The following is a 25,855-nucleotide window of genomic DNA, read 5'->3' as shown; positions in this document are numbered from 1 at the left end:
CCGGAGTTACGAGCCCGGCGTCGGCGCGATCCACAGGGGACCGCGCCGACTGGTGATCGCGGCCGGCTGGTTGTGCAAGTGGTTCTTCCGCCAAGAGGAATCACTCGCTTGCCAGGCCGACACGTTACCGATCACCAGATGAGGCTCTACATGAAGTACCGTCAGACCGATACCCCGCCAGTGGCCGCCGCCAAGGCGTCGTTCAGTACCTCGACCGCGTATCGCTTTGAGAAGGATCGAAGGCTCCCATTGCAGAAGAAGGGAGCCCGCGGCCGGCGCCGACCGGACCCGTTGGCCAGTGTTTTTGAGACCGAGGTCGTGCCGATGTTGAAGGCGGCCCCCGGCGTGCGGGCTGTCGCGATCTTCGAGGAGATGTTACGCCGCCACCCTGAGCTCGGGGCTGGAATCCGCCGCACGCTGGAGCGCCGGATCCGCGCCTGGCGGGCAATCCACGGCGAGGAGCAGGAAGTCATCTTCCGTCAGACCCACGAAGTGGGTCAGGTCGGCCTGTCCGACTTCACCGACATGGGCGAGCTCGGGGTCACCATCGCGGGCGTGCCGCTCGATCATCGCCTCTATCACTTCCGGCTGGCCTATTCCGGCTTTGAGCACGCCCATGTCGTGCTCGGTGGCGAGAGCTTCGTCGCCTTGGCGGAAGGACTGCAGAATGCTCTGTGGTCGCTCGGCGGCGCGCCGCGGGAGCATCGGACCGACAGTCTGTCGGCCGCCTTCTGCAATCTGGACCGGAATGCTCAGGACGATCTGACCCGGCGGTACGAGGACCTCTGCGCCCATTACGGCATGCGGCCTTCCCGCAACAATCGCGGCATCGCCCATGAGAATGGGGCGATCGAGAGCTCGCATGGCCATCTCAAGCGGACGATCGCCGATGCGCTGCTATTGCGCGGCACTGCCGACTTCGATGATCTCGCGGCCTACCGCGGCTTCATCGACGAGATCGTCAGCCGCCGCAATGCCCGCAACGCCAAGCGCATCGACCACGAGCGCGCCACCCTGCAGGCATTGCCAGATCGCCGCACCTCGGACTACGAGGAGGTGATTGTCCGCGTGACGTCAAGCGGCGGCTTCACCTTGCGCAAGGTGTTCTACACCGTGCCGTCACGCCTGATCGGCCACCAGCTGCGGGTGCGCCTTTACGATGATCGTCTCGACACGTTCGTCGGCGGCACCCATCTCGTCACCCTGCCGCGTGGGCGGCCGCATCCCAACGGCAAGCACGACCAGGTCGTCGATTATCGGCACGTGATCCATTCCTTGCGGCGCAAGCCAATGGCGCTGCTCAATCTCGTCTACCGTGATCGGCTGTTCCCGCGCGATGCCTATCGGAAGACCTTCGATCGTTTGCGCGAACGGCTGCCGGACAAGAAAGCCTGCCGGCTCATGGTCGATCTGCTTGCGCTGGCGCACGAGCGCGGCTGCGAGGCCGAACTCGCCGGTCAGCTCGCCGCCGACCTGGACGCCGGCCAACTGCCCGATCTCGGACAGCTGCGCACGCACTTCGCGCCCGATCCTGCCCGTGTGCCGCAGGTCGTGGTGCATCTCGCGCCACTGGCCGCCTATGAGTGCCTTATCGGCACCGCCGAGATCGGAGGTGCCGCATGAACACGGCCAACACCGTCGACACCGCGCGCCTCAATCTGTTGCTCAACGAGCTGCGGCTGCCCGCCATCAAGGTGCTGTGGCCGCAATTTGCTGAGCAGTCCGACAAGGAAGGCTGGCCGGCGGCCCGCTTCCTCGCCACCATTGCCGAGCACGAGATCGCCGAACGCGGCCGCCGTCGCATCGAGCGGCACCTCGTCGACGCACGGCTGCCAGCCGGAAAGACCTTCGACAACTTCGACTTCGAGGCCGTGCCGATGATCTCCAAGGCGCAGGTCACCGCGCTCGCCGCCGGCGACGGCTGGCTGGGCAAGGGCGCCAATTTGCTGCTGTTTGGCCCGCCCGGTGGCGGAAAGAGCCATCTCGCAAGTGCTCTCGGCCTCGCTCTGATCGAGAACGGATGGCGCGTTCTCTTCACCAGAACCACCGATCTCGTGCAAAAGCTCCAGGTGGCGCGGCGCGAGCTCAACCTCGAGGCCGCCATCAACCGCCTTGATCGCTTCGATCTCCTGATCCTCGATGACCTGGCCTACGTCACCAAGGACCAGGCCGAGACCAGCGTGCTGTTCGAACTCATCAGCGCACGCTACGAGCGACGCTCGATGCTGATCACAGCCAATCAGCCATTCGGCGAATGGAACAGGGTCTTCCCGGACCCCGCTATGACCCTCGCCGCCATCGATCGGCTTGTCCACCACGCTACCATCGTCGAGATGAACGTCGAAAGCTATCGCAGGCGGACCGCGCTCGAACGAAAACGCGGACCTGGACGCCCGCCGTCACACGCGACACCCAAAACCGTCTCTGATTGACGCTCCGCGACAATCAGAGTTCAAAAAACTCTTGCGCGCGACAATCAACGCGGCAATCATCACCTCGCCGCGACACCGACTCGCCATCCTGATTGTCGTGCGCTTCCCACCCAGATTGTCGCGCTATATCGAAGGCGGCCCGCGCGGCGATCCGATCCGGTCGACTCAGCTCGCGCGTAGTCTGGAAAATCTAATGTTGATGTGCGCCCGACATCACAAGCTGATCGATCTTGACGCCGTCGCCGATCATCCGGAATCTGTTCTGCTAACTATGAAAGCCGAGCACGAGGGCCGGATCGCGATCGTTGCCGGCATCGACGAAGACCGGGCATCTCACGTCATCAGGTTTGGGGCGAGCATTTGTGACAACGAGGCGCTTGTATCGACGCAGGCGATCTTTTCGGCGATGCCGCCCGACCGCCACCCAGCCAGCGGCCAGAGGTTGGATCTTGAAATGGTAGGCTGTGCGTTTCGAGACAACGAGCCTGCCTATTGGACGGTCCAGCGCGAGAACCTGAGACGCCAGTTCGAAGCGAAGGTGCGAGGCCGCGTAGAGCGACAGGAGATTAGGCATCTAAGCGTATTCGCACTCGCACCGCAGCCGCTGCTGATCGAGCTTGGCCGGCTGCTCTGCGATATCGTTCCGGCCGTCGTTCATCAAAGGCATCGCGAACCCGCGAGTTGGCGATGGGCGTCCGATGGCCCCCCGATCACATTCCAGGTCACCGAACCGGATATCGGGCTGTCAGGCTCGGTCGCGCTAAAGCTCGGTGTCAGCGCTACCGTGACCGACGCGCGACTCCAGGCGGTTCTCGGCGACGAAGCCGCGATCTGGTCGCTCTGCGCGGATCAACCTCACAACGACGTCTTGCGGCGAGCTGACGATCAGGCCGCATTTCGGCGCGAACTCCGACGGCTCTACGACCGCATCAAGGCTCGGCATGGCGAGGGAACGCTGCTGCATGTTTTTCCCGCGCTTCCCGCCTCCCTGGCGGTCGAGGTCGGCCGCGTCTGGATGCCCAAATCGGATCTTTCCCTCCGGCTCTACGACAACAATCGATCGCACGGGTTCATACGGACCTTCGATATTCCCTAAACCCGATGCGACAAGCGCGCGGACATCTTCCTGTCCGCAATCCTCCTCGCCGCTGCGATTACCTGGTGGATCAATTAAGTCCGGACCCAAGCCCTCTCTCGTAGAGGCATGTATCCGAACGGGAGAAGCCTATTTTTTCAGGAGGCCACCAAGCCACTTTTGAAGGCTGTCACCGTTCATCAATTCGAGACGCGTCGGCAGAAAGGGAGTTATGAACGGATCAGATATTAGCCTTGGCGGAAAGTCCGACGTTGTAGTCAGGATTCCCTTAGAGGCATTCTGCTCCCCGCTGAGTACGCCCAGCAATGCACGAATGTCATCATATGAAACCTCGTTCCTCGGCTTATACGCCTTCACCGATCCTATGATCTTGATGCAACCAACCCCCTTCGAACAGCTATGACATCCCGTCCGTGATCCCCTGAGCGTGGCGTTAATGTCACCTCGTCGAACCCCGCTTTATCGAAGGCACCAGCGACGATCTCTTCCCAACGCGTCGCAGAAAGTGAATACGCTTGGCTCCAATCCGATTGCAGGCTTGCTACAATTTCATACCAAACCGCTGAGTTTGCCTTTATTAGAAATCCCTCTGCCGTTTTACGATCTGCCAGGACGATCTTGTGATCTGGTGTAATGATTCCCGCTACTCGCAACTCCGCTTGCTTATTCCCCTCGGAAAACCGCCGAGCGATAAACGACTCGAACACTGACGGAAGCCTGTCTTCGTAGATCAAGTCAGTAATTTTGATCTTCTCTGGTGGAATTTCCAGATTCCTAAAATCCACTAGTCGTGTGAACTCTAAAAGAATCGGAAACGCTAATTTCTGCGCAATAGGAAACAGCTTAACGGGCATGTAGAATATCAGTTGCTGCGCTAGGCGAACCCTTACCTCTTCCATCTGCTGCAAAGTAAGCATGGCACGCGCTCTTTACTACAACTGCGCATAGGTTAGCAGTCAGCCGGCTGTCGGGCCTTAACAGCCGGAATAGCCAAATCGCAGTTTCGAATACCGACTCCGTGATCAGCGCCTGCTAAGTTTGACAGATCACGTATCCATGTGCGTTCATTTCGGTACACGCCGAGAAGAATGACATCAACAGCCAATAGAGCTGAACGAAGTATGGGTCTGGCGCTTGGCCGGCTGCGACTTCCTTTAGCGCCTCTTCAACAGCACCGCGGCTCAGCGAAGAGGTCACGATGAAGACCCGACGAATTGCATCCGGCGCAAGCCGCACTTGAGCGAATTCGTTCATTAGCTCGTCGGCATCGCCTCGGACAATCCTCTTGATCCGGGTTTTGACTCCGCTACCGCTTACATACTTGTTGTTCCAACCACGAATTTTCGCTTCCATCGATTCCGGCGGAAGGCTCATACGCTGCAAGTTCTTAATTGCTTGGCTCACGGAGATATGGAACGGCCCAGCACCGAGCGATAGTGGACCATGCTTTGCGTGATAAAAGGTAATTCTAGGCGGGCTGCTGGAGTTGTTTAGCCCAATATAGTCCGCCCATTCGTCGCCAAGATCGTCGCACACAAGCACATCGTCCCCGTCCGCAACACTCGCTTCGATCACACCGAAAGTGGAGTCAGCATCAAAGGTGGCCTTTCGCGTCGAAAAGTTACCCTTTTCATCAGTCACTCCGTCTAGGAGCGGATCAGAGCGCAAATGGCGCAACAGGGCTGCGCCACCATCTACAAAGCCTTCGTCGCGGAACAAGGTCCCGTCGATGTAAGCTAAAGAGAGGGCGTCGAACAGCAATATGAACTTATCCTCGCGATCGATGTAGCGTCGGAGCGAGATCCGATTTGGATCGTGACCGAGAGCATACTCTGTACTTTCGACCTCGATGCCGGCAGTGATCGGCAATTGCAAGTCACGCAATGCTACGCGAGCTTGGTTGATTGCAATTGCTCCAACCGAATCAGCACCGTCGAAGATATCCATCCTCTTTCCGTCGCCGCTGACCCTAAACGCACGATCGAGCTCATTTAACGCTGCATCGATTTCATGCTTGGAGAGTTGAGTGAGTCTACCGCTATCTTCATGTACAAGTCTGATTTCGCGATCGACATGGATCGCATCAACAAATCCCGCAACGTCGACGGCAAAACTTGTTGGACGCGCGGTGCCGCCAATACTCGCCAAATCGATAGCGCGGGCTAAGGTACGGAGAAAGCTGGCAGGTGCAGCTCTTCCACCTACCAGCTCGTCAATTACAGATTTCGCGTACTCCACAAGTGCGAGGTGATCGACCCGATCAGACCGCTGCCCTATCCTGCCGGTGCTAGGAGTTGTAGAATAGTGGTCAGTTCCCGACCGGACCGCGTACGCCTGGGGCACATACCGGTTTGCGCCAGCAGGCCCGACAACATTTTGTAGGTCATCGGCTTCGAACGTTTTACTCCTCATCACGTGCTTGGAGACCGACATGTTTCGAAGCCGAATCTTTTCGAACACCGCTCCCTGCCGTGCGACCGCACGATCCACGCGTTCGGCTGATACTCGACCGAGATAGCGGGTGAAAAATCCTGCCGGAAGATCGAGCTTGGATTTAAGAATCGCGAGATGATCGCGATATTCGATCAAAAGAATAAATCCGCAGATTCGTTCTCGGATTCCTGCGTCTTCGGTTAAGAATGAAGGCGAGCGGTCATAGAGGAAGGAGATCGCAGACCAACGCGCGCGCCCAGCTTGGACGCGCCGATGGTAGAATATGTTTTGGGAGGCCGAGGGCTGGCTTGCCCGAACTTGGCGAAAAAGGTCATCCAATGCGGCATTGCTCATCTGCCGCTTAAGAATGTGAAAATTTGCTGTTTTTGCAACGCGAAGAGAGTCGATCATCCATCCCCCGTCGCGTTTCCGCGCGGAAGTACGCCATGTCAATTAAGACGGACCTTCAATATGATCAACTTAAGCGCGAATGCCTCCACGATGCAAATGGAAAGAACATGCCCCCCGCAAAGAAGAGTTAGAAGGCTACTCGATGTCGCGCAGCTCTAGACGGCCTGCTCAATAGCAACGTTAGCCACAAAGTGTCGGCTTATCGACACGTATCCGGTTGATGGGCGTTGAAGGCTATGATCTCTTGACTACGGGGCGACGGCATGCGGAGCGTGCTTGAGGTGCTATGCGACGACAACCCAGTGATCGTTCGATAAAGATTCTGTTCGCTTCTTCGGGGGGCCTATGCGCTTTCCCGGGATGTACAACGCAGCTCGTTCAGCCTCAATCTCGCGCATTACTGGGCGAACTCTGCCACATTCGTGCGGCCTCTCCCGGGGGGCCGAGATTCGATCCCGCGCAATCCGAAGAGTCGCGCAACGACGCAGACAACTTGATCATCCTATGTCCAACGCATCATCGTTTGGTCGATCAGGATCCGACCACTTACACAGCGGATTCGTTGCTTCTCATGAAACGGCGCCATGAGAGCCGCGTCGCAGCATTTCTCAGCTCGGTTGCTGTCGAGCTTACTGACAAGCAGGCTACCGACCTCTCGCGACAGGTGGAGGACGAATCAGTCGACTTCGCAGTTGTCGTCGCGTTGCGGAAGGAATTGGCTGCGCTTAAGCATTATTTTCCTGAGCTGGTACCGATTTCGTCGACATCGGATTCGACCCGCACGTACCTTCGCGGAACGATTCCAACAAGACGCGGCGGCTCGTATCGAGTTGTTGCCACTCTCCTTCATTCGATGGGAAATCTCGATGCCGCACATGCGACATCGGACCTCATCCACAAATGGAAGCCGCGATTTGTACTTGTGAATGGAATTGCTGGTGGAATCTCTAGAAAGGATCAGGGCTTCGGCGATATCGTGGCCTCGAACTCCATTTTCTATTATGAGCTCTCGAAGGTTCGACCCAATCATCAGGAGCATCGAGCTCGGCAATTTCAGGCGGACCCCATCCTCGTGGATGGAATACTGAACTTGACCGACTCAACGTGGCGCGCACATTTGCCTTCAAGGCCCGATGGGAAAAGCGCGAGCGCCATCGAGCCGAGAATTCATGTCGGACCAATTGCCTCTGGAGAGAAGGTGATTGCTTCAAGCGAGGCTGCCCAAGAGCTTCGGTCGTTGCAACGCGATCTCATCGCAATTGAGATGGAGAGTGCAGGGTAAGCGGTGTGTCTCCCACACCTTGTTTGGCGTGAGCTGATCGGCAACATGCGAGCCGTCATATACAGTAAGGTTCGCATATATGGTTGACCATATAGTTGACGCTTCAGAGCCACGGGGCCGGGTGGATATCCAGGTCGGAGCGGGGCGTCGGCGGCGGTGGAGCGCCGTGGTCAAGGGGCGGATCGTGGCGGAGTCATATGCGCCGGGCACAGTTGTGTCCGAGGTGGCGCGCCGGCACGACCTCTCACCGCAACACCTGTTTGCTTGGCGCAAGGCCGCGCGTGCCGGTCTGCTGAGCTTGCCGGCGGAGGATGCACCGCTCTTCGTTCCGGTGGTGTCGGAGCTTCGCCCCGCTGGGATGTGCGTGGAAGCGGCAACGCGGAACGGGATAACGATCAGCATCGAGATTGGCGATGCGGTAGTTCGCGCAGCGGCGGGGGTCGATCCGACCTGGCTGCGCGATGTGCTGCGGGCCGTGAGGGCGACGACATGATCGCGGCTTCGGCGGGCGTGAAGATCATGGTCGCGACGCGGCCGGTCGACTTTCGTAAAGGTGCCGATGGTCTCGCCGCGCTGGTGCGCGAGCAACTCCACCATGATCCGTTCGCGGGAACGATTTTCGTCTTCCGTTCAAAGCGAGCGGACCGTTTGAAGATTTTTGCCTGGGACGGGTCCGGGCTCGTGCTGCTGTGGAAGCGGCTGGAGCATAGCGCGTTCCGCTGGCCGCCGATCAGCGATGGCGTGATGCGTTTGTCTGCCTCACAGCTCGCCGCGCTGATGGACGGCCTGGATTGGTCGCGCCTGCATGCCCGCGACATTGGTCAGCCGAGCGCAACGTCGTGAACCCTGTGACCAATTGAATCATGTCGGCTGCAGTCTTCCACAAGGGCCCGCGAATCAGCTTGAGTACCGGGCGTGAGCGAGACCACGGATCAACTTCCGACCGATATCGAGGCGCTGCAGGCGCTGGTTGCGGCGGCACGCGCGGAGCGCGACGCGGCGATCGCAAAGTGCGACGCGGCGATCATCGAACGCGATCAGGCGCTGTCGCAAATGGATCGCCTTCAGCATCTCTTGCGCCAGCTGCAACGCGCGCAGTTCGGTCGCCGCTCGGAGAAGCTCGACCCTGAGCAGTTGCAACTGGCGATCGAGGACATCGAGCAGGCCATTGCCGGCGATGAAGCGGTCCAGGACAGGAAGGACACGGCAGGCGCACGCCAGCGTGCTGAACGGCGCCGCGCCAGCCGTGGTGCGCTTCCGGCCCATCTGCCGCATATCGACGTCACGATTGCCCCGGAGGATACCAACTGTCCGTGCTGCCGCACGCCTCTGCATGTGATCGGTGAGGAGACCTCACGGCGGCTCGACGTCGTCCCGGCGCAGTTCCGCGTGATCGTCACCCATCGTCCCAAATATGCCTGTCGGGCCTGCACGGATGGCGTGGTTCAGGCGCCGGCACCAGAGCGGCTGATCAAGGGCGGCTTGCCGACCGAGGCGATGGTCGCCCATGTTCTGGTCGCCAAATTTGCCTGGCACCTGCCGCTGTATCGGCAGGCTCAGATGCTGCTGGCGCAGGGTATCGACATCAAGCGCTCGGTTTTGGCGTTCTGGGTGGGCTATGCAGGCGCAGAGCTTCGTCCGCTCTGGCTCAGGCTGCGCGAGATCATTTTGACCGCGAACAAGATCGCGGTGGACGAGACCACAGCGCCTGTGCTCGATCCCGGCCGCGGCCGCACCAAGAAAGGCTTCTTCTGGGCGATCGCGCGCGACGATCGGCCGTGGGGCGGGGCCGATCCGCCGGCAGTGGCCTACACTTATGCGCCTGGTCGCGGCGCCGTCCACGCGCTCAAGCTGCTCGACGGTTATCGCGGCATCGTGCAATGCGACGGCTACACCGTCTACAAGACCATTGCCGACACCGCGCCTGACGCGGCGATCACGCTCGCCTTCTGCTGGGCTCATCTGCGGCGGCGCTTCTTCGACGTTGTCCAGGACGGTCCTGCCCCGATCGCGAGCGAAGCGCTCGAGCGTATTGCCGCTCTCTATGCGATCGAGAAGACGATCAGGGGCCGCAGCGCCGATGAGCGTCGTGCCATCCGCCAGGAGCGCAGCAAGCCGCTGGTGCTGGCGCTCAAGGCCTGGTTCGAGCAGCAACTCACCCGCGTCTCGGGCAAAGCGACAATCGCCGAGCACATCCGTTACGCCTTGAACCACTGGGTTGGCCTGATGCGCTTCCTTGACGACGGCCGCATCGAGCTCGACACAAATATTGTCGAGCGAAGCATCCGTCCTCTTATCCTCAACCGCAAGAACGCACTGTTCGCGGGGCATGATGAGGGCGCGGAGAACTGGGCCTGCATCGCTTCGCTGATTGAGACCTGCAAGCTCTGCGGCGTGGAGCCGCAGGCCTATCTGACCGACGTCCTCACCAGACTCGTCAACCTCTGGCCGGCCTCGCGTCTGGACGAACTCATGCCCTGGGCGTGGAGCGCCGAGCAAGCTAAAAGCCTCGCCGCTTGATGAACTCGCTTCCTGGATCGCGACCGCTCCAGCCGGCCTCGTCGCCACCGGCTCCGTGTGTTCCGACAACGTCAACAACCCGTCGCGCACCGCCTTGCGCCAGGTCGACAAATGCTGCGGCGATAGACCGTGGCGCCGCGCGACGTCCGAGACGACCGCGCCGGGAACAAAGGATTCCGCGACGATCCGTCCCTTGACCTCGCCACCCCAGCGCCGCCGAACCCGTAGCTCCGATGCGTCGACAACACGCTCGATCATATATGCAAACCGTCCTCTTCAAGACGGAACGCATATTGCCGGTCTGCTCAACAGCAACAAGGTGCGGGAGACACGCCGCTTACCGATTATCGCCATCTCTTTCGGGAAGATATTGTGAATGGGAAACATGTGGTCTGCCTGAGTTAGCTCTTTCAATTACCCACATCTCATACCTAGCTAATTACCCTGAAGCTGGAAGGCCAGAGGGGGCGAAAGCGCTTCTGAGAGCAGAACAGGATAAGCACATCCGTGCATACCTGCGGCAGTGCCTGCATTAGCCTTTGAGGTGCTCAAATGATCTGTGACGCAAAGTGGCACGGATCGGTTCGTCGATATATCGCTTAACAAGAAAGCTAAAAGCGATTGCAACTAGAGTCATGCTTGGTACCGCTAGCGCTGCATGGATCTGCGCAACCCAACCTGCCGAAGTTCCGCCGAACAATAGCATGAGTGGAACGTAGTGGGTCATATAAAGCGGATATGAAAGATCTCCGATAAACTCGCTAAAACGGTTGATCGACGGACTCCCGATTGCATTAGCGCCCAGCCAAACAAGGAGCGGATATACGATTGTGACGATCAGGAAATCGTAGGGCTTCCAAAGGAAGGGCCAAAAAAAGGTCGCAAGCATGATAAGCGGAAGGTAATATGCTGCCCCTGGCAACAGCGGTTGCCTGCCAATACGGCAAGCAACAACGCCCGCGATAAATGAAAAACCTACCCGTACAAAGCCAATCCAGAAGGTTCTGCGGTCGAAACCGCCGTTTAGGCTTCCGAAATCGTAGCACGTGTATGCCGTTGCAACCGCGGCGAAGGCGAGCATCGCTAGCAACCATCGAAGCGATAGTTGGCGCAGACAAAGAGCAAACGTTAGGCTCGCCACATACTCGCAAAGCAATGACCAGGCGGGAGCGACAAAAGGAAAAATAGGAAAGCTGGGATCGTGGACAAATAAGTGCGGCAACAGAAGTACGCTGCAGGTGAGGAGAATAAAAAACTCCGTGACACTAAAATTGAATAACGCAGCAGCCATAGGCGCATAGAATCGTCCGATTACAACCACAACGAAGCCCAACAAGGAGCCAATTACGACGAGCGGATGCAGTCGTATCAGACGCCTTTTAATAAGTTCTGTGGGTGACAATTCTACGCGAGAAGGGTCGTAGGCAAATGCCATTACATACCCTGACAAGCAAAAGAAAAAATCTACAGCGAGATAACCGTGAGGAATCCGGTTCTGAGGACCGAACTGAAAGGGTTCATAAAAATGTAAAACGGCGACACAGATGGCAGCAATTCCCCGCATGCCGTCAAGAATGCTCAGTCGCGCGACCTCTTTGGCAGCCAGCGACCCGGGGTCTTCGGGAAAGGCGTTGGGGGGCGGTAAATTCGGGGTGGCGCAGCTGGATTTGAGCATCGCGTTCGACATGTAGGATTCTGCAATTCTATTAACGCATCTGTCGCATTTCTTTACATATACATGCATATACATGCATATACATGCATATACCGTGTGCCGCTACACGGTCTGAGCACCGTCAACTGCTAGCCCGGCCTATTCGTCAGAGGGCGGCTTTTGGGCCCGATTGATGCGGCCGCACATCTTGTCTGGCGAGGCGCACAGGATTGCCTTCGGCTTTTCACCGCCTGACGACCCGTACTTTGCAACGCGCTTGAGGGATGGGGTGGGTGAACGGGGGGCGGACGCCCCGCCGGTCAAGGACCGAGCGGCAGCAGCGCGCCTGGCAAACGGCGGATCAGGTCGGCTCGGGACATGCCGCGGCAAACGCAAGGCGAATGCGGCTCGTGGTCTCGACCACACGGGCAGCGATTTTCAAGAGACGAAGACGCAGCGTCGCGAACTCGGCAGCGGCCAATTCCCGGACTTTGGGAATCGCCTCGCGCACGGTCAGCATCAGCCAATAAGCGGCCGTATGGAGCGCGAGACGGACCTGGTTGGCGAGCGCCGAACGGCAGCTGGTGCGGTCGGAGGCGAGCTGCGTCATATGCAGCTTGATCAGATTCTCGGCTTGGCCGCGCGCGCATTGTAAGCGGCAAAGAGATCTTTCAATTACCCACATTTGACGTCGGATTTGAGCGGGGGGCCGCGGCCGAAATCTTGAATCAGTAGAATCTGTTGTGATTCGTTGTTGAGCACCTGATTCGGAAGTGCGGGGTGCTCGATGGGCTTGGTGAAGGAACGCGCGGTGGCGCGTGCTCAGCGATTGACGACCGGTATCGAGACGTGGGTTGATCGGGAAGTTGCGGGATGCGAGTTTAAGGATGAGCGGCTTGGTCGCCGGTTCTGCAAATTGCTCGCACAAATCGGGAGCGACATGGGTCAAAGCATCCCGTTGGTTTGTCAGGATTGGGCCAACACGAAGGCCGCCTATCGATTCTTCTCCAACGAGCGGGTCGACGAGGCGGATACCATCTCGATAGGCACCGCTTTCAGTGCAGGAGTCGCTTCTGCGGCATTCAGCGCTGTCAAGAAGGTGGGATTCTTGACGATCCGAGCCATCTGCGACTTCGCCGACGGCAAAAAGAATGACATGTGGCAAGAGTACGCAGCGTATTCCGCGGCTTCGTGCTTGCGAAGCTTCATTGAGTCGCGCCCAGTTTCCCTCTCGGAGGGGGCGTGGCCGAAGTCCGTTGCTTCGGTAGCGGCAACGAAGTCGCGTATTTCGATAGCTCAACGTAAGAAATTGTTCGATGAGCTGTGTACGGCGTTCGATATGGAAGAGTTTAAGAACCTTTGCTTTCTCCTGGGCGTGGACATTGACGAAATTCCCGGCGACCGCAAATCGGCCCGGGTCAGAGAGCTAATTTTACTGTTCGAGCGGCGCGATACGTTGCACGTATTGGAGGAAGCCGTCGATGAAAGGACACGTTAACGGAAAACCTGAGCATTCAGGCTGATGCTTTCGGCGGTGTCCGTAAGCCGTCGATACGCACTGAAATGCATGTCACGGACAGATCGGGCATTGAAACAAGGACTCCAATCGAAGCGGCCAGGACCGAGCGTGAACTCTCGTGACTATCACGAACAATCACCCACTACATGCCCCAGTCTCCGCCTCCTACAGCTCGATCAGAATCTAAAATAACAGCAAACTCAAATAGATAATAGACGCCGCAGGCTCATGCACAACCATCCCTCCGGCGACCCGACGCCGTCGCAGGCCGACATCCAGATGACGAAAGCCATCGTCGACATCGCCAAGCCGCTCGGGATCGCCGTGCATGATCACATCATCGTCGGCAAGAACGGGCATAGCAGCTTCAAGGGCATGCGGCTGATGTGAGGATTGCACTCAACAAGCTCCGCCGTCGTCCCGGCCTAGTGCGCAATTGCGCACTAGGCCGGGACGACAGTGAATATGTTGAGGGCTTTGTGAGTCACACATCCCCTTCGTATGCCCCGAATGACGAACGGAGAGAGCGGCGCCGCGTTTGAACTGTCACACAGGCCAGGGGCAAACTCTCCTAAAATGACCCATGCAACGTTTTCTGCGCGACGGCGTTTGTTGCAGATTGATCTGACGGCCTGTCAGGGGCTTTGGGGGACCGATGTCCGATTACGTCATTGAGGAAGGGCTGCCCTATCCGCTGGGCGCCCATTGGAGCGGCCACGGCACCAACTTCGCGGTGTTTTCCGCCAACGCCACCAAGGTCGAGGTCTGCCTGTTCGACGGCGAGCGCGAGACGCACCGCTTCGAGCTGCCCGAATATACCGACCAGGTGTTTCACGGCTTCATCAACGGCGTGCAGCCGGGGACGTTCTACGGCTATCGCGTTTACGGTCCCTACCAGCCGGACGGCGGTCACCGCTTCAATCCTAACAAGCTGCTGCTCGATCCCTACGCCTGCGCCCATGCCGGCAGCCTGACGTGGAATCCGGCGGTGTTCGGCTACAAGATGGAGAGCGGCGACGACCTCACCTTCGACGAGCGCGACAGCGCGCCGTTCATGCCGAAATGCGTGGTGGTCGATCCCAATTTCGACTGGGTTCAGGAAGCGCAGCGGCAGGACGTGCATTGGGACGAGACCGTGGTCTACGAGACCCACGTCAAGGGGTTCACCAAACAGCACCCGGGTGTCGACGAACATTTGCGCGGCACCTATGCCGGCTTCGGCTCGAACGCGGCGATCGACCATCTCAAGGCGCTCGGCATCACCTCGGTCGAGCTACTGCCGGTGCATTCCTTCATCAACGACAGCAACCTGCTCGACAAGCGCCTCACCAATTACTGGGGCTACAACACCATCGGCTTCTTCGCGCCGGATCCGCGCTACGCCGCCGACGTGCCGAACAGCCTGCGCGAATTCAAGGAGATGGTGTCGCGGCTGCATGGCGCCGGCCTCGAGGTGATCCTCGACGTCGTCTACAACCATACAGCCGAAGGCAATGAGCGCGGCCCGACGCTGTCGTTCAAGGGCATCGACAATGCGAGCTATTACCGACTGCTGCCGGACAAGCGGCGCTACTACATCAACGACACCGGCACCGGCAACACGGTGAACCTGTCGCATCCGCGGGTGATCCAGATGGTGATGGACAGCCTGCGCTACTGGGCCGGCCACATGCATGTCGACGGCTTCCGCTTCGATCTCGGCACCATCCTGGCGCGCGAGGTCTACGGCTTCGACGAGCAGTCCGGCTTCCTCAAGGCGATGAATCAGGACCCGCTGCTCGCGACCGTCAAGCTGATCGCCGAGCCCTGGGACTGCGGCCCCGGCGGCTACCAGGTCGGCGGCTTCCCGGCCGGCTGGGCGGAATGGAACGACAAATACCGCAACGTCGTGCGCGATTTCTGGCGCGGCGAGGCGGCACCCGGCAGCCTGGCGCCGCGGCTGCTCGGCTCGCACGACGTGTTCAACCGCGAGGGCCGCCGCACCTGGGCCAGCGTCAACTTCATCACCGCCCATGACGGGTTCACGCTGAACGACTGGGCGAGCTACAACAACAAGCACAATGAGGCCAACGGCGAGCGCAACAACGACGGCTCGTCGGACAACCATTCCTGGAATTGCGGCGCCGAGGGCCCGACCGACAATCCGGATATCCGCACTTTGCGCGAACGGCAGAAGCGCAACATGCTGGCGACGCTGCTGGCTTCGCAGGGCACGCCGATGCTGCTCGGCGGCGACGAGTTCGGCCGAACCCAGCGCGGCAACAACAATGCGTACTGCCAGGACAACGACATCTCGTGGTTCGACTGGAATTTTTCCGACGACGCCGGAAAGCTGCTCGCCTTCACCAGGCGGATGATCAAGCTGCGGCGCGACTACCCGATCCTGCGCCGCAGCCGCTTCCTCTCCGGCGATCGCGATCCGCAGCTCGAGATCCGCGACGTGGTCTGGATCAGCACGGCAGGCGCCGAGATGACACAGGCCGACTGGACCACCGGCTGGATCAAATGTTTCGGCGTCGTGCTCGACGGCCGCGCCCGCAAGACCGCGATCGCGCGCGCGGGGGAGGACGACACCGTGCTTGTCATCCTCAACAGCTATGAGGACGAGGTCGACTTCAAGCTGCCGCCGACGTCAGCCGGCCCGCACTGGTCGCTGCTGCTCGACACCAACGCGCCGGAACAGCCGGCGGGCGCGCAGTTTGCGTTCGACGGCACGTACAAGGCGGTGGGGCGTTCGTTCGTACTGCTTACGGCTAATCAGCCCAGAGCATGATGCTGTAGATCGAATGGCGGCCGCGCAGGGGTTGCGCCCCCTCTCCCGCTTGCGGGGGAGGGTTGGGGTGGGGGCTTTCTCCACGAGTTACATTGTGGAGAGAGCCCCCACCCGGATCGCATCATTCGATGCGATCCGACCTCCCCCGCAAGCGGGGGAGGTCGAATTGAGTCGGCGGCCCGCGCGCCCACTCCACTGCCTCCCCCCAAAACGCCCCCGCCCCGCGACCCCGCCGGCCAATTGACATTCGGCCGCGGACTGCCAGACTTCGCGGAAAATTAGGGGTGGAGACCTCTGGATGGCCAATCTTTCGGCCTCAAATCACGTCGCCCGTGTTCTGTCGGCGGCCAACCAGGTGGCCGGCGTCGACACCGAGACGCGGATTGCCGCGTCCTGGCGGCGCTGCCTCGTCAATCACAACCTCGATCCGGCCCGGCGCGGGCCGCCGCAGACCCTGACCGAGGCCGAGGTCAGGCACCTCGCCGAGCCGATGGAGGATTTGATCCAGGTCGCGATCCCCGAGCTCGAGGACCTCGCCCGCGTGCTCCACGACTCCGGCTACTGCGTCAACCTCGCCGATCCCAACGCCACCATGCTGGTGAGCCGGCTGCCCGGGGGCGATTACGCGCGGATGTTCCTGGAGTGGAAGATCTACACCGGCTCGAACTTCGCCGAGACGTTCGAGGGCACCAACGGGCTCGGCACCGCGCTCGCCGAGCAGCGGCCGATCCTGGTGCATGGTGACGAGCATTTCCGCGAGCAGTGGCACATGTTCACCTGCGCGGTGTCGCCGCTGTTCGATCATGCCGGGCGGCTCGCCGGCGCCGTCAACATCACCTCGTGCCGCAGCGACCTCGGCCGCAGCGCGCATGAACTGGCGCTCGCCGTCACCACCGAGGCGACGCGGCGGATCGAGCAGTCGTTCTTCCGCCGGCGCTACCGGGCCTCCTGGATCGCGATGCTGCCCGGCGACGGGCACGGCATGCTGGCCTATGACGACGACCGCCGTGTCGTCGGCGCCTGCCGCACGGCGCGCGCCGCGTTCGGCCTGAGCGATGCGATGATCGAGGACGGCATCGACCTGTCGCATCTCGTTCAACTCGACGATCGCGCGACGCGGGCCGCGGACGAGCAGGTCGCGCTGCGCCGCGCCGACGGCACGCCGTGGGGCCGCGGCCATCTGGCGCCGCCGGTGCGGACCCGATCGCCGCGTCCACCATCCACGCCGCCGCGCGAAAAACCGGCCGGACAGTTTTCCGGGTTGCACAGGCTGGCGGGCCGCGATCCCGTGCTGATCAAGGGCGTGAAGCGGCTGATGACGGTCGGCAATCTCGATCTGCCGATCCTGCTGCATGGCGAGACCGGCGCCGGCAAGGACGTGTTCGCGCGCGCCATCCATGCCGCGAGCAACCGCGCCGGCCGCAACTATGTCGCGCTGAACTGCGCGGCGATGCCGGAGAGCCTGATCGATGCCGAGCTGTTCGGCTACGAGGCCGGCGCCTTCACCGGCGCGCGGCGCGAGGGATCGAAGGGGCTGATCGTGCAGGCCTCCGGCGGCACGCTGTTCCTCGACGAGATCGGCGACATGCCGCTTTCGCTGCAGACCCGACTGCTCCGCGTGCTGGAAAACCGCGAGGTCTGGCCGCTCGGCGCGCTGAAGCCTGTCGCCGTCGACATCCGCCTGATCAGCGCCACGCACCGTGATCTGGCGCGGATGGCGGAGGACGGCAGCTTCCGCTCCGATCTGTATTACCGGCTGCGCGGCATGGAGATCCGCCTGCCCGCGTTGCGCGAGCGCACCGACCGCAAGGACGTCATCGCGCAGATCGCCGACGAGGAAGCACCGCACTGCCGCATCGCGGCCGACGCCTGGGCGCAGCTGATGGCCTATCCGTTCCCCGGCAACATGCGCCAGCTTCGCCACGTGCTGCGGCTCGCCGGCGCCACCGCGGAGGACGCCGTCATCACCGAAGCGGATCTCGATCTGCCGCCGTTCGGCGCACGCGGTGCGGAGGCCGATCACACAACGCGCGAGCGCACCGCGATCGTCGATGCATTGCGCGCCAATGACGGAAGAGTGACGAACGCAGCCAGGGCGCTCGGGCTCAGCCGCGCGACGTTGTACCGGAAGATCAAGGCGTTAGGGATCGCGCTGGACAGCTAGACCAGAACGGCTCCCGCTGTTCCGGCGGTACGGGAAAGGTGATATCATACGGCTTTCGCCTTCAGCGCCACGGAGCGGGTCCCATGACACGGTTTCCCCTCGCTGTGGTCGTTGGCCTCATTGCCGCGACCATTTCGCAGCCTGCCGCCTCGGATTCTACTGAGCAACGATTGGGCAAAGTCCATTTTGCAACATCCTGCAAGCCTGAAGCGCAGGAGCTGTTCGATCGCGCCATGCTGTATCAGCATTCGTTCTGGTACAGCGCGTCGCGGCGCACCTTCGAGGAGGTGCTGGAGGCGGACCCGCAATGCGCCATCGCCTATTGGGGCATCGCGCTCAGCTATCTCTACAATCCGCACGCGCCGCCGCCGCCGGAAAACCTTCCGCTCGGCCTTGCGGCTGCGAAAAAAGGTCAGGCGCTGAATGCCGGCACCCCGCGCGAGCGGGAATACATCGATGCGATCGCGGCGATGTATGTCGACTACGACAAGGTCGATCACCGCACCCGCGTGCAGCGATTCCTCGCGGCCGAAGAGCAGGTCGCGACGCACTATGCCGACGATGACGAGGCGCAGATCGCCTATGCGATCACGCTCAACGTCGCGGCCTCGCCGGGCGACAAGACCTACGCCAACCAGCTGAAGGGCGCGGCGCTGCTCGAACCGATCTTCAAGCGCCAGCCCGAGCACCCCGGCATCGCCCACTATCTGATCCATCTCTACGACTATCCGGCGCTCGCGGCGAAAGGCCTTCCCGCGGCGATGCGCTATGCCAAGATCGCCGAACACGCGCCGCATGCCCAGCACATGCCGTCGCACATCTTCACGCGCGTCGGCTACTGGAAGGAGTCGATCGCCTCGAACAAGGAATCCGCGCGCATCGCCAAGGAAGACGGTGAGCAGCAGGACCAGGCGCACGCGATGGACTATCTGGTCTATGCCTATCTGCAGCTGGGCCAGGACAAGGAGGCGCGTGCGGTGATCGACGAGCTCGGCAAGCTCCAGTTCAAGCTCGACCGGTTCGCAGGCCCCTTCGCGGTGGCGGCAAGCCAGGCCCGCTATGTCTTCGAACGCGGCGATTGGAAGGGAGCCGCCGCGCTTGAAGTGCATCCGACCAAATACGCCTATGCTGACGCCATCACCTATTTCGCCCGCGCGGTCGGCGCTGCGCGCTCCGGCGACCCGGCCGCCGCCAAGGCCGATGTCGCCAAGCTGGTCGAGCTGCGCGACAAGTTGAAGGACGCCAAGGACGCCTACTGGTCCAACATCGTCGACATCCAGCAGCAGATCGCGAGCGCCTGGGTGCTGTACGCGGAAGGCAAGTACGATGAGGCGCTCGGCGCGATGAACGCCGCCGCGGAGGCGGAAGACAAGACCGAGAAACATCCCGTCACGCCGGGACCGCTGGCGCCGGCGCGAGAGCTCTACGCCGCGATGCTGCTCGATCGCGGCATGGCCAGGGAGGCGCTCGCCGCCTATGAAGCCGTGCTCAAGAAGGAGCCCAACCGGCTGGCGACTTATCTCGGCATGATCAAGAGCGCCAAGGCGGCCGGCGATCAGGCCAAGATCCGGGAATGCGCTGATCAGATTGCCCGGCTCACCGCGGATGCCGATCTGTCGCGGCCGGAGCTGATCGAATTGCGCCAGACGACCGGAAGCAAGCTGTGATGCCACGGGCGACATGGCGCAACGGTGGAGCGGTGCTGCTCGGCGCCGTTGCGCTATCGCTTTGCCAGGTGCCACCGGCTGGCGCGATGGAGATCCTCGGCCAGGCCGGCGTGCTCGGCGAATGGGAGCTGACCGGACATCTCACCGAAAGCGCCCCGGGCGCGCCGAGGCAGTTCTCCGGACCTCTCAAGATGAAGCATGTGGGCATCTGCACGCAGGACGGACCGGACGAACGCGCCGGAGAGATCAAGCTGCAAATCACGGGTGCGGATTCGCAGGTCACCGCCGAGCTGGTGCTGGACGGCGCGCCCTGTACCTACAGCGCCCGCAAGACGCGCAATTACGAGGGCACGCTGTCCTGCGAAGGACGCGCGCCCGTCCCGCTGCTGGTGTGGCTCAAATAGCTGATACCGTCAGGCCGCCGGCCGCGCGCGGCGCAGCCATTCGTTCAGATCGATGCGGCCGAGGCGCGCCTCGCCGAGCGGCACTAACGAGTGCTGCTCGACCCGGCCACCCCAGTAGAGCGCGTCAGGGTCTTTGACCACCTCGCGCGGGTCGCCTTTTGCCTTCAGGTAGCGCGCCACGATCTCGTTGAACGGCGCGCGGTCGGGACCTGCGATCTCGACGATGCCGTTGCGCGGCGGCTCGAGCGCGATATCGGCGACGAGCGCGGAAACGTCCTCCGCCGCGATCGGCTGGAACAGGCCGGGCGAGAGCCTGACCGTGTTTCCGACTGCGCTCGCATCGGCGATCGCGCCGACGAATTCCATGAACTGGGTCGCGCGGATGATGGTGTAGGCAATCCCGGATGCTTCGATCAGTTTCTCCTGCGCGACCTTGGCGCGGAAGTAACCGTTCTCGGGCGTGCGGTCGGTGCCGACGATCGACAGCGCAACATGGTGCCTGACGCCGGCCGGCTTCTCCGCCGCCAGCAGGTTGCGGCCGGAGGTCTCGAAGAATTCCATCACCGCCTTGTCCTCGAACGAGGGCGAATTGGCGAGGTCGATCACGACGGCCGCGCCGGCCAGCGCCTCCTTCAGCCCCTCGCCGGTGATCGCATTGATGCCGTTTTTCGGCGAGGCGGCGACGACGTCATGGCCGTGCTGGCGCAGAATGGCAACGGTCTTTGAGCCGATCAGTCCGGTACCGCCGATCACAACGATCTTCATAGTGGGCCTCCCTTCGACGACGAGAGATTCTGGGACGCGCTTGTTTTCCGGTTGCTACCGTCAAGCGCGATGACCGCGCCGACTTATCGGCGTATGGACGAGCGCTTATAACATGCCGCTCGCGCTTCCGGCGCGTTCGTCAAATTGATCGGGATCGGTCAGCAGTGCTGATTGACTTGAGCTGACGTGCGGTTCGTCAACCGTTCAGGAAAACTCGTTCCAGCTGACACGCCGCGCGTCGAGGTCGCCGAGCTCGACCGGATCATGGATGTTGCGCACGCTCTGGAAGCCGCTGCGCAGATAGATCAACGGATCGACCGTGGTCGCGGCGCGGACGTGCTGGACCTCGCCGATGAAGATCGAATGGGTCTTGGTCTCGAGCTCCTGCGCCAGCACGCAGTCGAACGCCGCGACGGCATCCTCCAGCACCGGGGCGCCGGTGGCGCCGGTGGTCCAGCGCCCAAACGCAAAACGGTCGTCGCCGTTGACGCCCTTCTGGCCGGAGAAGGTCAGCGCCAGCAGCGCGTGGTCCTCGTTCAGGAAGTTGATGACGAAATGGCGCTCCTCGCGGATGCGCTGATGCGCGCTGGCGTTACGGTTAACGCAGACCAGGACCGAGGGCGGATTGTCCGACAGCGAGCAGGCCGAGGTCACGGTCAGGCCGGTGCGCTGCCCGGTCTCCGAGCCGACCGTCACCAGCGCGACGGCGCCCGCGCAATGGCGCATCGCCTGCTTGAAACTCTGTGCGTCGACCGTCATGCCGCAAGCCCTGTTTGAGCATGATCTTGCCCGGAAAACCGCTTCGCACTTTGCGCTAACGCGGCCCGCCGGGTCCGGATCATGCTTCGGTAAAAACACTCCGTTCAAGATATGCGAGGCGGGGTGCGAGGCAAGCCCCGCACCCCGCGCAGCTGTCATGCAGCCTTCTCGAACTCGGCGCCGAGATGCTTGAGTCGCGGCATCACCTCGTTCTTCAGCAGGTCCAGCGAGTGCCGCCAGGCTTCCGGCTTGTGCTTGTAGTCGAAGCCGAACACGCAGAGGACGCCGAAGCCGCCGACCTCCCGGTAGATCTTCTCGATCTTCTCGGTGACCGTCGCGGGCGAGCCGACGATCCAATTCCGGCGCGCGCAATATTCGACGGTGACGTCGCTGTCGGGCACGTCGGGCGCGTGCTTCAGATAGTCCTTGAAGCCGAAATGGCCGAGCAGCGGCAGGAAGTACTCGCTCATCATCCGGCCCATCATGTCGCCGGTCGAGAGCTTCCACGCCTCCTCGTCGGTATCCGCCACGAACACCTCGCGCACCAGCCGCCAGTCCTTGCGGCTTGGCTTGCGGCCGGTCTTGGCCGCGCCGGCCTCGACCGAGTCCCAGTGGCTGCCGACATAGGCCGGGTTGAGGTTGAGGCTCATCGGGATGAAGCCGCGCTCGCCGGCCAGCTTCAGCGTGTCCGAATTCTTCGACAGGCCGGCGACGCCGATCGGCGGATGCGGGCCCTGCAACGGCTTGATGTGCGGCTTGAGGAAGTCGAACATCGTGTCCGGCTTGCTCACCGTCCAATATTTGCCCTTGTGCGTCCAGGGCCCCGGTTCGGACCACATCTTCAGGATGATCTCGAGCGCCTCGCGGGTCATGTCGCGGTTCTGGCCCGACATGCCGTCGACATTGAACATCGCCCAGTCGCTCGGCAGGCCCGAGGCCGCGACGCCGAAGTTGAGGCGCCCGTTCGAGAGATGATCGAGCATCGCGACGCGGTTGGCGAGTTCGGCGGGATGATGATACGGCAGCAGGAAGCCGCCGGGCCCGATGCGCAGATTCTTGGTCTGCAGCAGCGCCTGCGCCACCAGCAGATCAGGCGACGGGTGCGGCTCCCACGGCGCGGTGTGATGCTCGCCGATCCAGGCTTCCTGGTAGCCGAGCTCGTCGAGCCAGCGCAGCGTCTGCAGGTCCCAGTCGTGGCCCTCCTTCAATCCGCACTCCGGCGGGTGCGAGGGCATGGTGAAGTAGCCAAGCTCCATGTGCGTTTCCTTCCTTCGCGTTGGGTTCAGTCATGCAATGCGTCTTGCCGCGCATTGCATGACGATCAGCAAGCGCTGTGCCAGCGGAGGAAGTCGCAGGGAATGGGTGGGAACAGCCGGTTTTCGGCCGGCTGGGGCCGGTCGGCGGGTTCAGGAGCGCTGCGACCGTCTCACGGTCGCGAGACGCGTCGCAATCGTGAGACGGATAATGCCCCTCATGGTGAGGAGCGCGAATGCGCGTCTCGAACCATGAGGCCCGTCTGTGGCCTACATCCTTCGAGACGCCCGCTATGCGGGCTCCTCAGGATGAGGGTCAGGAATCAGCCCGCCGCGCGGCGCGGCTGGGCGTTGGTATCGGGCTCGGAGGGTGGGGGAAGCTGCATCAGGATGGTCTGGCCCATCGAGGCGATCTCGATGCCCTCCTCCTGGAAGCGCCGCTTCATGCGGCGGTTGAACTCGCGCTGCACCGACCAGCGGCCGCTATCGGTGCAGCGGATCTGGCCGACGATGGTCACGACCGAGCCGTCGACCTTGTCGACGCCCCACAATTCGAGGTCGCCTCGAATGAACGCGCGATACGCCGTCTCCTGGCGCATTTGGGCGACGATGTCCTTCAGCACCTCGCCGGCGCGGTCGGTGTCCTCCTTGTAGGAGACGTTGACGCTGACCGCGGCGTTGCCGGCACCGCGACTGGAGTTGGTGATCGTCGTCACCGCGCTGAACGGCACCACATGCACCGAACCGTCGCCGGCGCGCAGCCGCATGGTACGGATCGAGACGTTCTCGACCACGCCCGAGAGGCCCGACACCGTGACGTTGTCGCCGACCTGCACGGTGTTCTCGATCAGGAGGAACAGCCCGGTGATGAGGTCCTGCACCAGCTTCTGCGAACCGAAGCCGATCGCGATGCCGACGATGCCGGCGCCGGCGAGCAGCGGCGCGACATTGACGCCGATCTCGCTGAGCGCGGTGAGGCCGACCACCGCGACGATCATGCAGAACAGCGCGGTGCGCAGCATCGGCTGGAAGGTGCGCAGGCGCGCGGCGCGGGCGTAATGCCCCTCGCGCGACAGGGTGTCGATCTGCCGGTCCATCAGCGCATTGGCGACCTCCCAGATCACGGCCGCGGCCAGCGCGGCAATCCCGATCGTCACCAGCGCCGAGATCAGGCGAGATCCGATCTGGCCGCCATAGAACCAGACGATGGCGTCGACGCCCCAGACCTCGAGCAACGCGACGAAGCCAATGAAGGCGATCACCGCCGTGACCACCTTGCGCAGCAGCGGCAGATAGCGGTTGGCGCGGGCCTCGAGCCCCGGGAAGCGCTGGATCAGCTCCGGGCTGATGCGGAAGCCGCGATCGATCAGGCTCAGCACCACCATGGTGACGAGGCGGGTCACCAGCAGCACCGCAATGGTGCCGACGAAATATTGCAGCAGCAGCGAATAGCCGTTGCGGATGTTGAGCGCCCACACCGCCCACAGCGCGAGGTCGAGCGCAATCGCCAGCACATGCCAGAGCGCCGCGAGACGGTTGCGCGTTCGCGCCGCAAGCCCGGTGCGATCGGCCGGCGCGCGGATGACGTCGGCGACCTGGCGGCGGCACTGCAGGATGATGACGACGACGAAAAGATGCACCACCAGCATCACGAGCCGGATCAGCGCGGCATAGCCGGCGCGATGCAGCCCGAGCAGCAGCGCGACATTGGCAAAGGCGATGCCCGAGACGCCGACGGCGACGATACGCCGGGCCCAGATCTCGATATAGGCCGCGGTCTCGGCACGGACGCGGAACAGGCCGAACGGCCCTGCCAGCGCGCGCACCGCGCAGATCAAGACGCGCGAGAACACATAGGCGTTGACGACGGCCAGGATCACGAGCCGCGTGGTCGATTGATCGCCGATCTCGGTGCCGAGCAGCGCGGTGGCGATGCCGCCGAACACGACAACCGGCAGCAATTCGAGCAGCAGGCGGCCGAGCACGAAGGGCAGCCGGACCAGCGACTGCCAGGCCCGCGCCAGGCTGAGCCGGCGCCGCTGCAACTCGGGCGCCGGCGTGACGTCGGCAACCGACGACGGCGGATCGACGCTGGCGAGCGTCTGCACCGGTACGCGTGCGGTCTGCGGCAGCCGCGCTTCCAGGAACGCGACCGGCCGCTTGATCAGGCGGAACACCACCCATTCGGCGGCCAGCGCGCAGCCGAACACCAGCGCCAGCTTCCAGGCGATATCGATCAAGAGGCCATAGGCGACCGGATCGTTGGCGGTGCGCACGAACCAGTAATAGAACGCCGGGAAATGCGTCAGCGTGCGCGCGACGTCGGCGACCTCGCGCGACATCTCGCCGACCTGCTCGGACACCATCAGCAACAGCTGTGCGCCGAGGCTGTCGGCGGTGAGCGGGATCGGCGAATGCTGCTCCGGCGCCGGCTCCGCGGCAGCCGCCTGCGGCGAGGCATTGGCGATGGCGCGCAGCGTGTTGATGATCTCGCCGCGCTTCTTGTCGTCCTGCAGCGTGTCGAGCGCGCGCTTGGCCTGCTCGGGCGTCAGCGCGTCGCTGGTAACGGGTTGCGGCGGCGCCGGCTTGGCGGCCGGCTGCGCGAACGCGGGAGAAACGAACAGGGTGACGACGAGAAGCAGCGCAAGGCGAAGTTTGTGCGACACGAGGGCCTCATAAAATAACTGCGCGACCGCAAACCCTTGGGAGGAATCTGCTCTCGC

20 protein-coding genes and 4 pseudogenes are annotated in these 25,855 nt (G+C 62.2%); 14 read left to right on the top strand and 10 right to left on the bottom strand.

What is annotated here, in order from left to right; all coding sequences use genetic code 11:
• Positions 1–72: 72 nt before the first annotated feature.
• The 3 genes from istA to XI02_RS03880 are packed head-to-tail and all read left to right on the top strand — an operon-like array spanning position 73 to position 3,528.
• Complete coding sequence (gene istA, locus XI02_RS03890) at positions 73–1,623, top strand: IS21 family transposase (protein WP_080650313.1); 1,551 nt, start codon at positions 73–75, stop codon at positions 1,621–1,623.
• The gene (gene istB / locus XI02_RS03885) at positions 1,620–2,432 is read left to right on the top strand and encodes an IS21-like element helper ATPase IstB (RefSeq protein ID WP_018269937.1); all 813 of its coding nucleotides are present in this window, start codon (positions 1,620–1,622) and stop codon (positions 2,430–2,432) included. The genes istA and istB overlap by 4 nt, the downstream gene beginning before the upstream one ends.
• A gap of 31 nt (positions 2,433–2,463) precedes the next feature.
• On the top strand, positions 2,464–3,528 hold the full coding sequence (locus XI02_RS03880) for an SAVED domain-containing protein (protein WP_246783609.1): 1,065 nt from the start codon (positions 2,464–2,466) through the stop codon (positions 3,526–3,528).
• A 129-nt stretch (positions 3,529–3,657) separates the two neighbouring features.
• Here XI02_RS03880 and XI02_RS46190 read toward each other — a convergent pair whose 3' ends face one another.
• The 3 genes from XI02_RS46190 to XI02_RS44990 all read right to left on the bottom strand — a co-directional run bounded on the left by XI02_RS46190 (position 3,658) and on the right by XI02_RS44990 (position 6,372).
• The gene (locus XI02_RS46190) at positions 3,658–3,885 is read right to left on the bottom strand and encodes a restriction endonuclease (protein WP_071908403.1); all 228 of its coding nucleotides are present in this window, start codon (positions 3,883–3,885) and stop codon (positions 3,658–3,660) included.
• 5 nt (positions 3,886–3,890) lie between these two features.
• Positions 3,891–4,445 (bottom strand): restriction endonuclease, encoded by a 555-nt coding sequence (locus tag XI02_RS03870; protein ID WP_011082907.1) that lies wholly within the window; start codon positions 4,443–4,445, stop codon positions 3,891–3,893.
• A gap of 115 nt (positions 4,446–4,560) precedes the next feature.
• Positions 4,561–6,372 (bottom strand): hypothetical protein, encoded by a 1,812-nt coding sequence (locus tag XI02_RS44990; protein ID WP_011082908.1) that lies wholly within the window; start codon positions 6,370–6,372, stop codon positions 4,561–4,563.
• 286 nt (positions 6,373–6,658) lie between these two features.
• On the opposite strand from XI02_RS44990, the pseudogene XI02_RS46185 reads away from it, so the two are divergent.
• The 5 genes and pseudogenes from XI02_RS46185 to XI02_RS03845 form a co-directional block, all read left to right on the top strand.
• A pseudogene (locus XI02_RS46185) lies at positions 6,659–6,847 on the top strand (hypothetical protein); the annotation flags it as partial.
• A gap of 96 nt (positions 6,848–6,943) precedes the next feature.
• Positions 6,944–7,654, top strand: a complete 711-nt coding sequence (locus tag XI02_RS03860) for a hypothetical protein (RefSeq protein ID WP_233475583.1) — start codon at positions 6,944–6,946, stop codon at positions 7,652–7,654.
• Between the two features lie 166 nt (positions 7,655–7,820).
• The gene (locus XI02_RS03855; RefSeq protein ID WP_157183409.1) at positions 7,821–8,147 is read left to right on the top strand and encodes a transposase; all 327 of its coding nucleotides are present in this window, start codon (positions 7,821–7,823) and stop codon (positions 8,145–8,147) included.
• Positions 8,144–8,497, top strand: coding sequence for an IS66 family insertion sequence element accessory protein TnpB (gene tnpB, locus XI02_RS03850; RefSeq protein ID WP_011084591.1), 354 nt, complete (start codon positions 8,144–8,146; stop codon positions 8,495–8,497). Before XI02_RS03855 ends, tnpB begins: the two co-directional genes overlap by 4 nt.
• A 72-nt stretch (positions 8,498–8,569) precedes the next feature.
• Positions 8,570–10,174 (top strand): IS66-like element ISBj7 family transposase, encoded by a 1,605-nt coding sequence (locus tag XI02_RS03845; RefSeq protein WP_011084592.1) that lies wholly within the window; start codon positions 8,570–8,572, stop codon positions 10,172–10,174.
• A gap of 117 nt (positions 10,175–10,291) precedes the next feature.
• On the opposite strand, the pseudogene XI02_RS03840 reads toward XI02_RS03845, so the two are convergent.
• The 3 genes and pseudogenes from XI02_RS03840 to XI02_RS03830 form a co-directional block, all read right to left on the bottom strand.
• A pseudogene (locus XI02_RS03840) lies at positions 10,292–10,432 on the bottom strand (transposase); the annotation flags it as partial.
• 274 nt (positions 10,433–10,706) lie between these two features.
• A complete protein-coding gene (locus XI02_RS03835; protein ID WP_223153693.1) occupies positions 10,707–11,861 on the bottom strand; it encodes an acyltransferase in 1,155 nt (384 codons plus the stop codon).
• 287 nt (positions 11,862–12,148) lie between these two features.
• Positions 12,149–12,483: pseudogene (locus tag XI02_RS03830) on the bottom strand (transposase); the annotation flags it as partial.
• A gap of 132 nt (positions 12,484–12,615) precedes the next feature.
• Between XI02_RS03830 and XI02_RS44985 the strand changes: the two are divergent.
• The 6 genes and pseudogenes from XI02_RS44985 (at position 12,616) to XI02_RS03795 (ending at position 20,355) form a co-directional block, all read left to right on the top strand.
• On the top strand, positions 12,616–13,326 hold the full coding sequence (locus XI02_RS44985; RefSeq protein WP_018269518.1) for a transposase DNA-binding-containing protein: 711 nt from the start codon (positions 12,616–12,618) through the stop codon (positions 13,324–13,326).
• 246 nt (positions 13,327–13,572) lie between these two features.
• Positions 13,573–13,737, top strand: a pseudogene (locus tag XI02_RS03815) (JAB domain-containing protein); the annotation flags it as partial.
• 265 nt (positions 13,738–14,002) lie between these two features.
• Positions 14,003–16,120, top strand: a complete 2,118-nt coding sequence (gene glgX, locus XI02_RS03810) for a glycogen debranching protein GlgX (protein WP_172645849.1) — start codon at positions 14,003–14,005, stop codon at positions 16,118–16,120.
• A gap of 298 nt (positions 16,121–16,418) precedes the next feature.
• Positions 16,419–18,284: a sigma-54-dependent Fis family transcriptional regulator gene (locus XI02_RS03805; protein ID WP_172645850.1), complete on the top strand. Its 1,866-nt coding sequence runs from the start codon at positions 16,419–16,421 to the stop codon at positions 18,282–18,284.
• Between the two features lie 83 nt (positions 18,285–18,367).
• On the top strand, positions 18,368–19,951 hold the full coding sequence (locus XI02_RS03800; protein WP_244980833.1) for a hypothetical protein: 1,584 nt from the start codon (positions 18,368–18,370) through the stop codon (positions 19,949–19,951).
• Positions 19,951–20,355: a hypothetical protein gene (locus XI02_RS03795; RefSeq protein ID WP_172645851.1), complete on the top strand. Its 405-nt coding sequence runs from the start codon at positions 19,951–19,953 to the stop codon at positions 20,353–20,355. Before XI02_RS03800 ends, XI02_RS03795 begins: the two co-directional genes overlap by 1 nt.
• Before the next feature lie 9 nt (positions 20,356–20,364).
• Here XI02_RS03795 and XI02_RS03790 read toward each other — a convergent pair whose 3' ends face one another.
• From XI02_RS03790 to XI02_RS03775, 4 genes are all read right to left on the bottom strand, one after another.
• The gene (locus XI02_RS03790) at positions 20,365–21,120 is read right to left on the bottom strand and encodes an SDR family oxidoreductase (protein ID WP_172645852.1); all 756 of its coding nucleotides are present in this window, start codon (positions 21,118–21,120) and stop codon (positions 20,365–20,367) included.
• A gap of 204 nt (positions 21,121–21,324) precedes the next feature.
• Complete coding sequence (locus XI02_RS03785; protein WP_016847112.1) at positions 21,325–21,879, bottom strand: flavin reductase family protein; 555 nt, start codon at positions 21,877–21,879, stop codon at positions 21,325–21,327.
• Between the two features lie 155 nt (positions 21,880–22,034).
• Entirely contained in the window at positions 22,035–23,135 is a 1,101-nt protein-coding gene (locus XI02_RS03780) for an LLM class flavin-dependent oxidoreductase (protein ID WP_018269514.1), read from the bottom strand.
• A 320-nt stretch (positions 23,136–23,455) separates the two neighbouring features.
• Positions 23,456–25,798, bottom strand: a complete 2,343-nt coding sequence (locus XI02_RS03775; RefSeq protein ID WP_172645853.1) for a mechanosensitive ion channel family protein — start codon at positions 25,796–25,798, stop codon at positions 23,456–23,458.
• Positions 25,799–25,855 lie beyond the last annotated feature (57 nt).

The sequence above is a fragment of the Bradyrhizobium sp. CCBAU 21365 genome, assembly GCF_015291305.1.
GTDB classification, from domain to species: Bacteria; Pseudomonadota; Alphaproteobacteria; order Rhizobiales; family Xanthobacteraceae; genus Bradyrhizobium; species Bradyrhizobium elkanii.
This window is presented reverse-complemented; position numbering and strand designations above follow the sequence as displayed.

Coding starts and splice junctions, on each gene's coding strand:
- tnpB (WP_011084591.1), top strand. CDS start 8,144: ATGATCGCGGCTTCGGCGGGCGTGAAGATCATGGTCGCGACGCGGCCG.
- XI02_RS44985 (WP_018269518.1), top strand. CDS start 12,616: ATGGGCTTGGTGAAGGAACGCGCGGTGGCGCGTGCTCAGCGATTGACG.
- XI02_RS03800 (WP_244980833.1), top strand. CDS start 18,368: ATGACACGGTTTCCCCTCGCTGTGGTCGTTGGCCTCATTGCCGCGACC.
- istB (WP_018269937.1), top strand. CDS start 1,620: ATGAACACGGCCAACACCGTCGACACCGCGCGCCTCAATCTGTTGCTC.
- XI02_RS03805 (WP_172645850.1), top strand. CDS start 16,419: ATGGCCAATCTTTCGGCCTCAAATCACGTCGCCCGTGTTCTGTCGGCG.
- XI02_RS03790 (WP_172645852.1), bottom strand. CDS start 21,120: ATGAAGATCGTTGTGATCGGCGGTACCGGACTGATCGGCTCAAAGACC.
- XI02_RS03860 (WP_233475583.1), top strand. CDS start 6,944: ATGAAACGGCGCCATGAGAGCCGCGTCGCAGCATTTCTCAGCTCGGTT.
- XI02_RS03780 (WP_018269514.1), bottom strand. CDS start 23,135: ATGGAGCTTGGCTACTTCACCATGCCCTCGCACCCGCCGGAGTGCGGA.
- XI02_RS03795 (WP_172645851.1), top strand. CDS start 19,951: ATGCCACGGGCGACATGGCGCAACGGTGGAGCGGTGCTGCTCGGCGCC.
- glgX (WP_172645849.1), top strand. CDS start 14,003: ATGTCCGATTACGTCATTGAGGAAGGGCTGCCCTATCCGCTGGGCGCC.
- XI02_RS03785 (WP_016847112.1), bottom strand. CDS start 21,879: ATGACGGTCGACGCACAGAGTTTCAAGCAGGCGATGCGCCATTGCGCG.
- XI02_RS44990 (WP_011082908.1), bottom strand. CDS start 6,372: ATGATCGACTCTCTTCGCGTTGCAAAAACAGCAAATTTTCACATTCTT.
- XI02_RS03870 (WP_011082907.1), bottom strand. CDS start 4,445: ATGCTTACTTTGCAGCAGATGGAAGAGGTAAGGGTTCGCCTAGCGCAG.
- XI02_RS03835 (WP_223153693.1), bottom strand. CDS start 11,861: ATGTCGAACGCGATGCTCAAATCCAGCTGCGCCACCCCGAATTTACCG.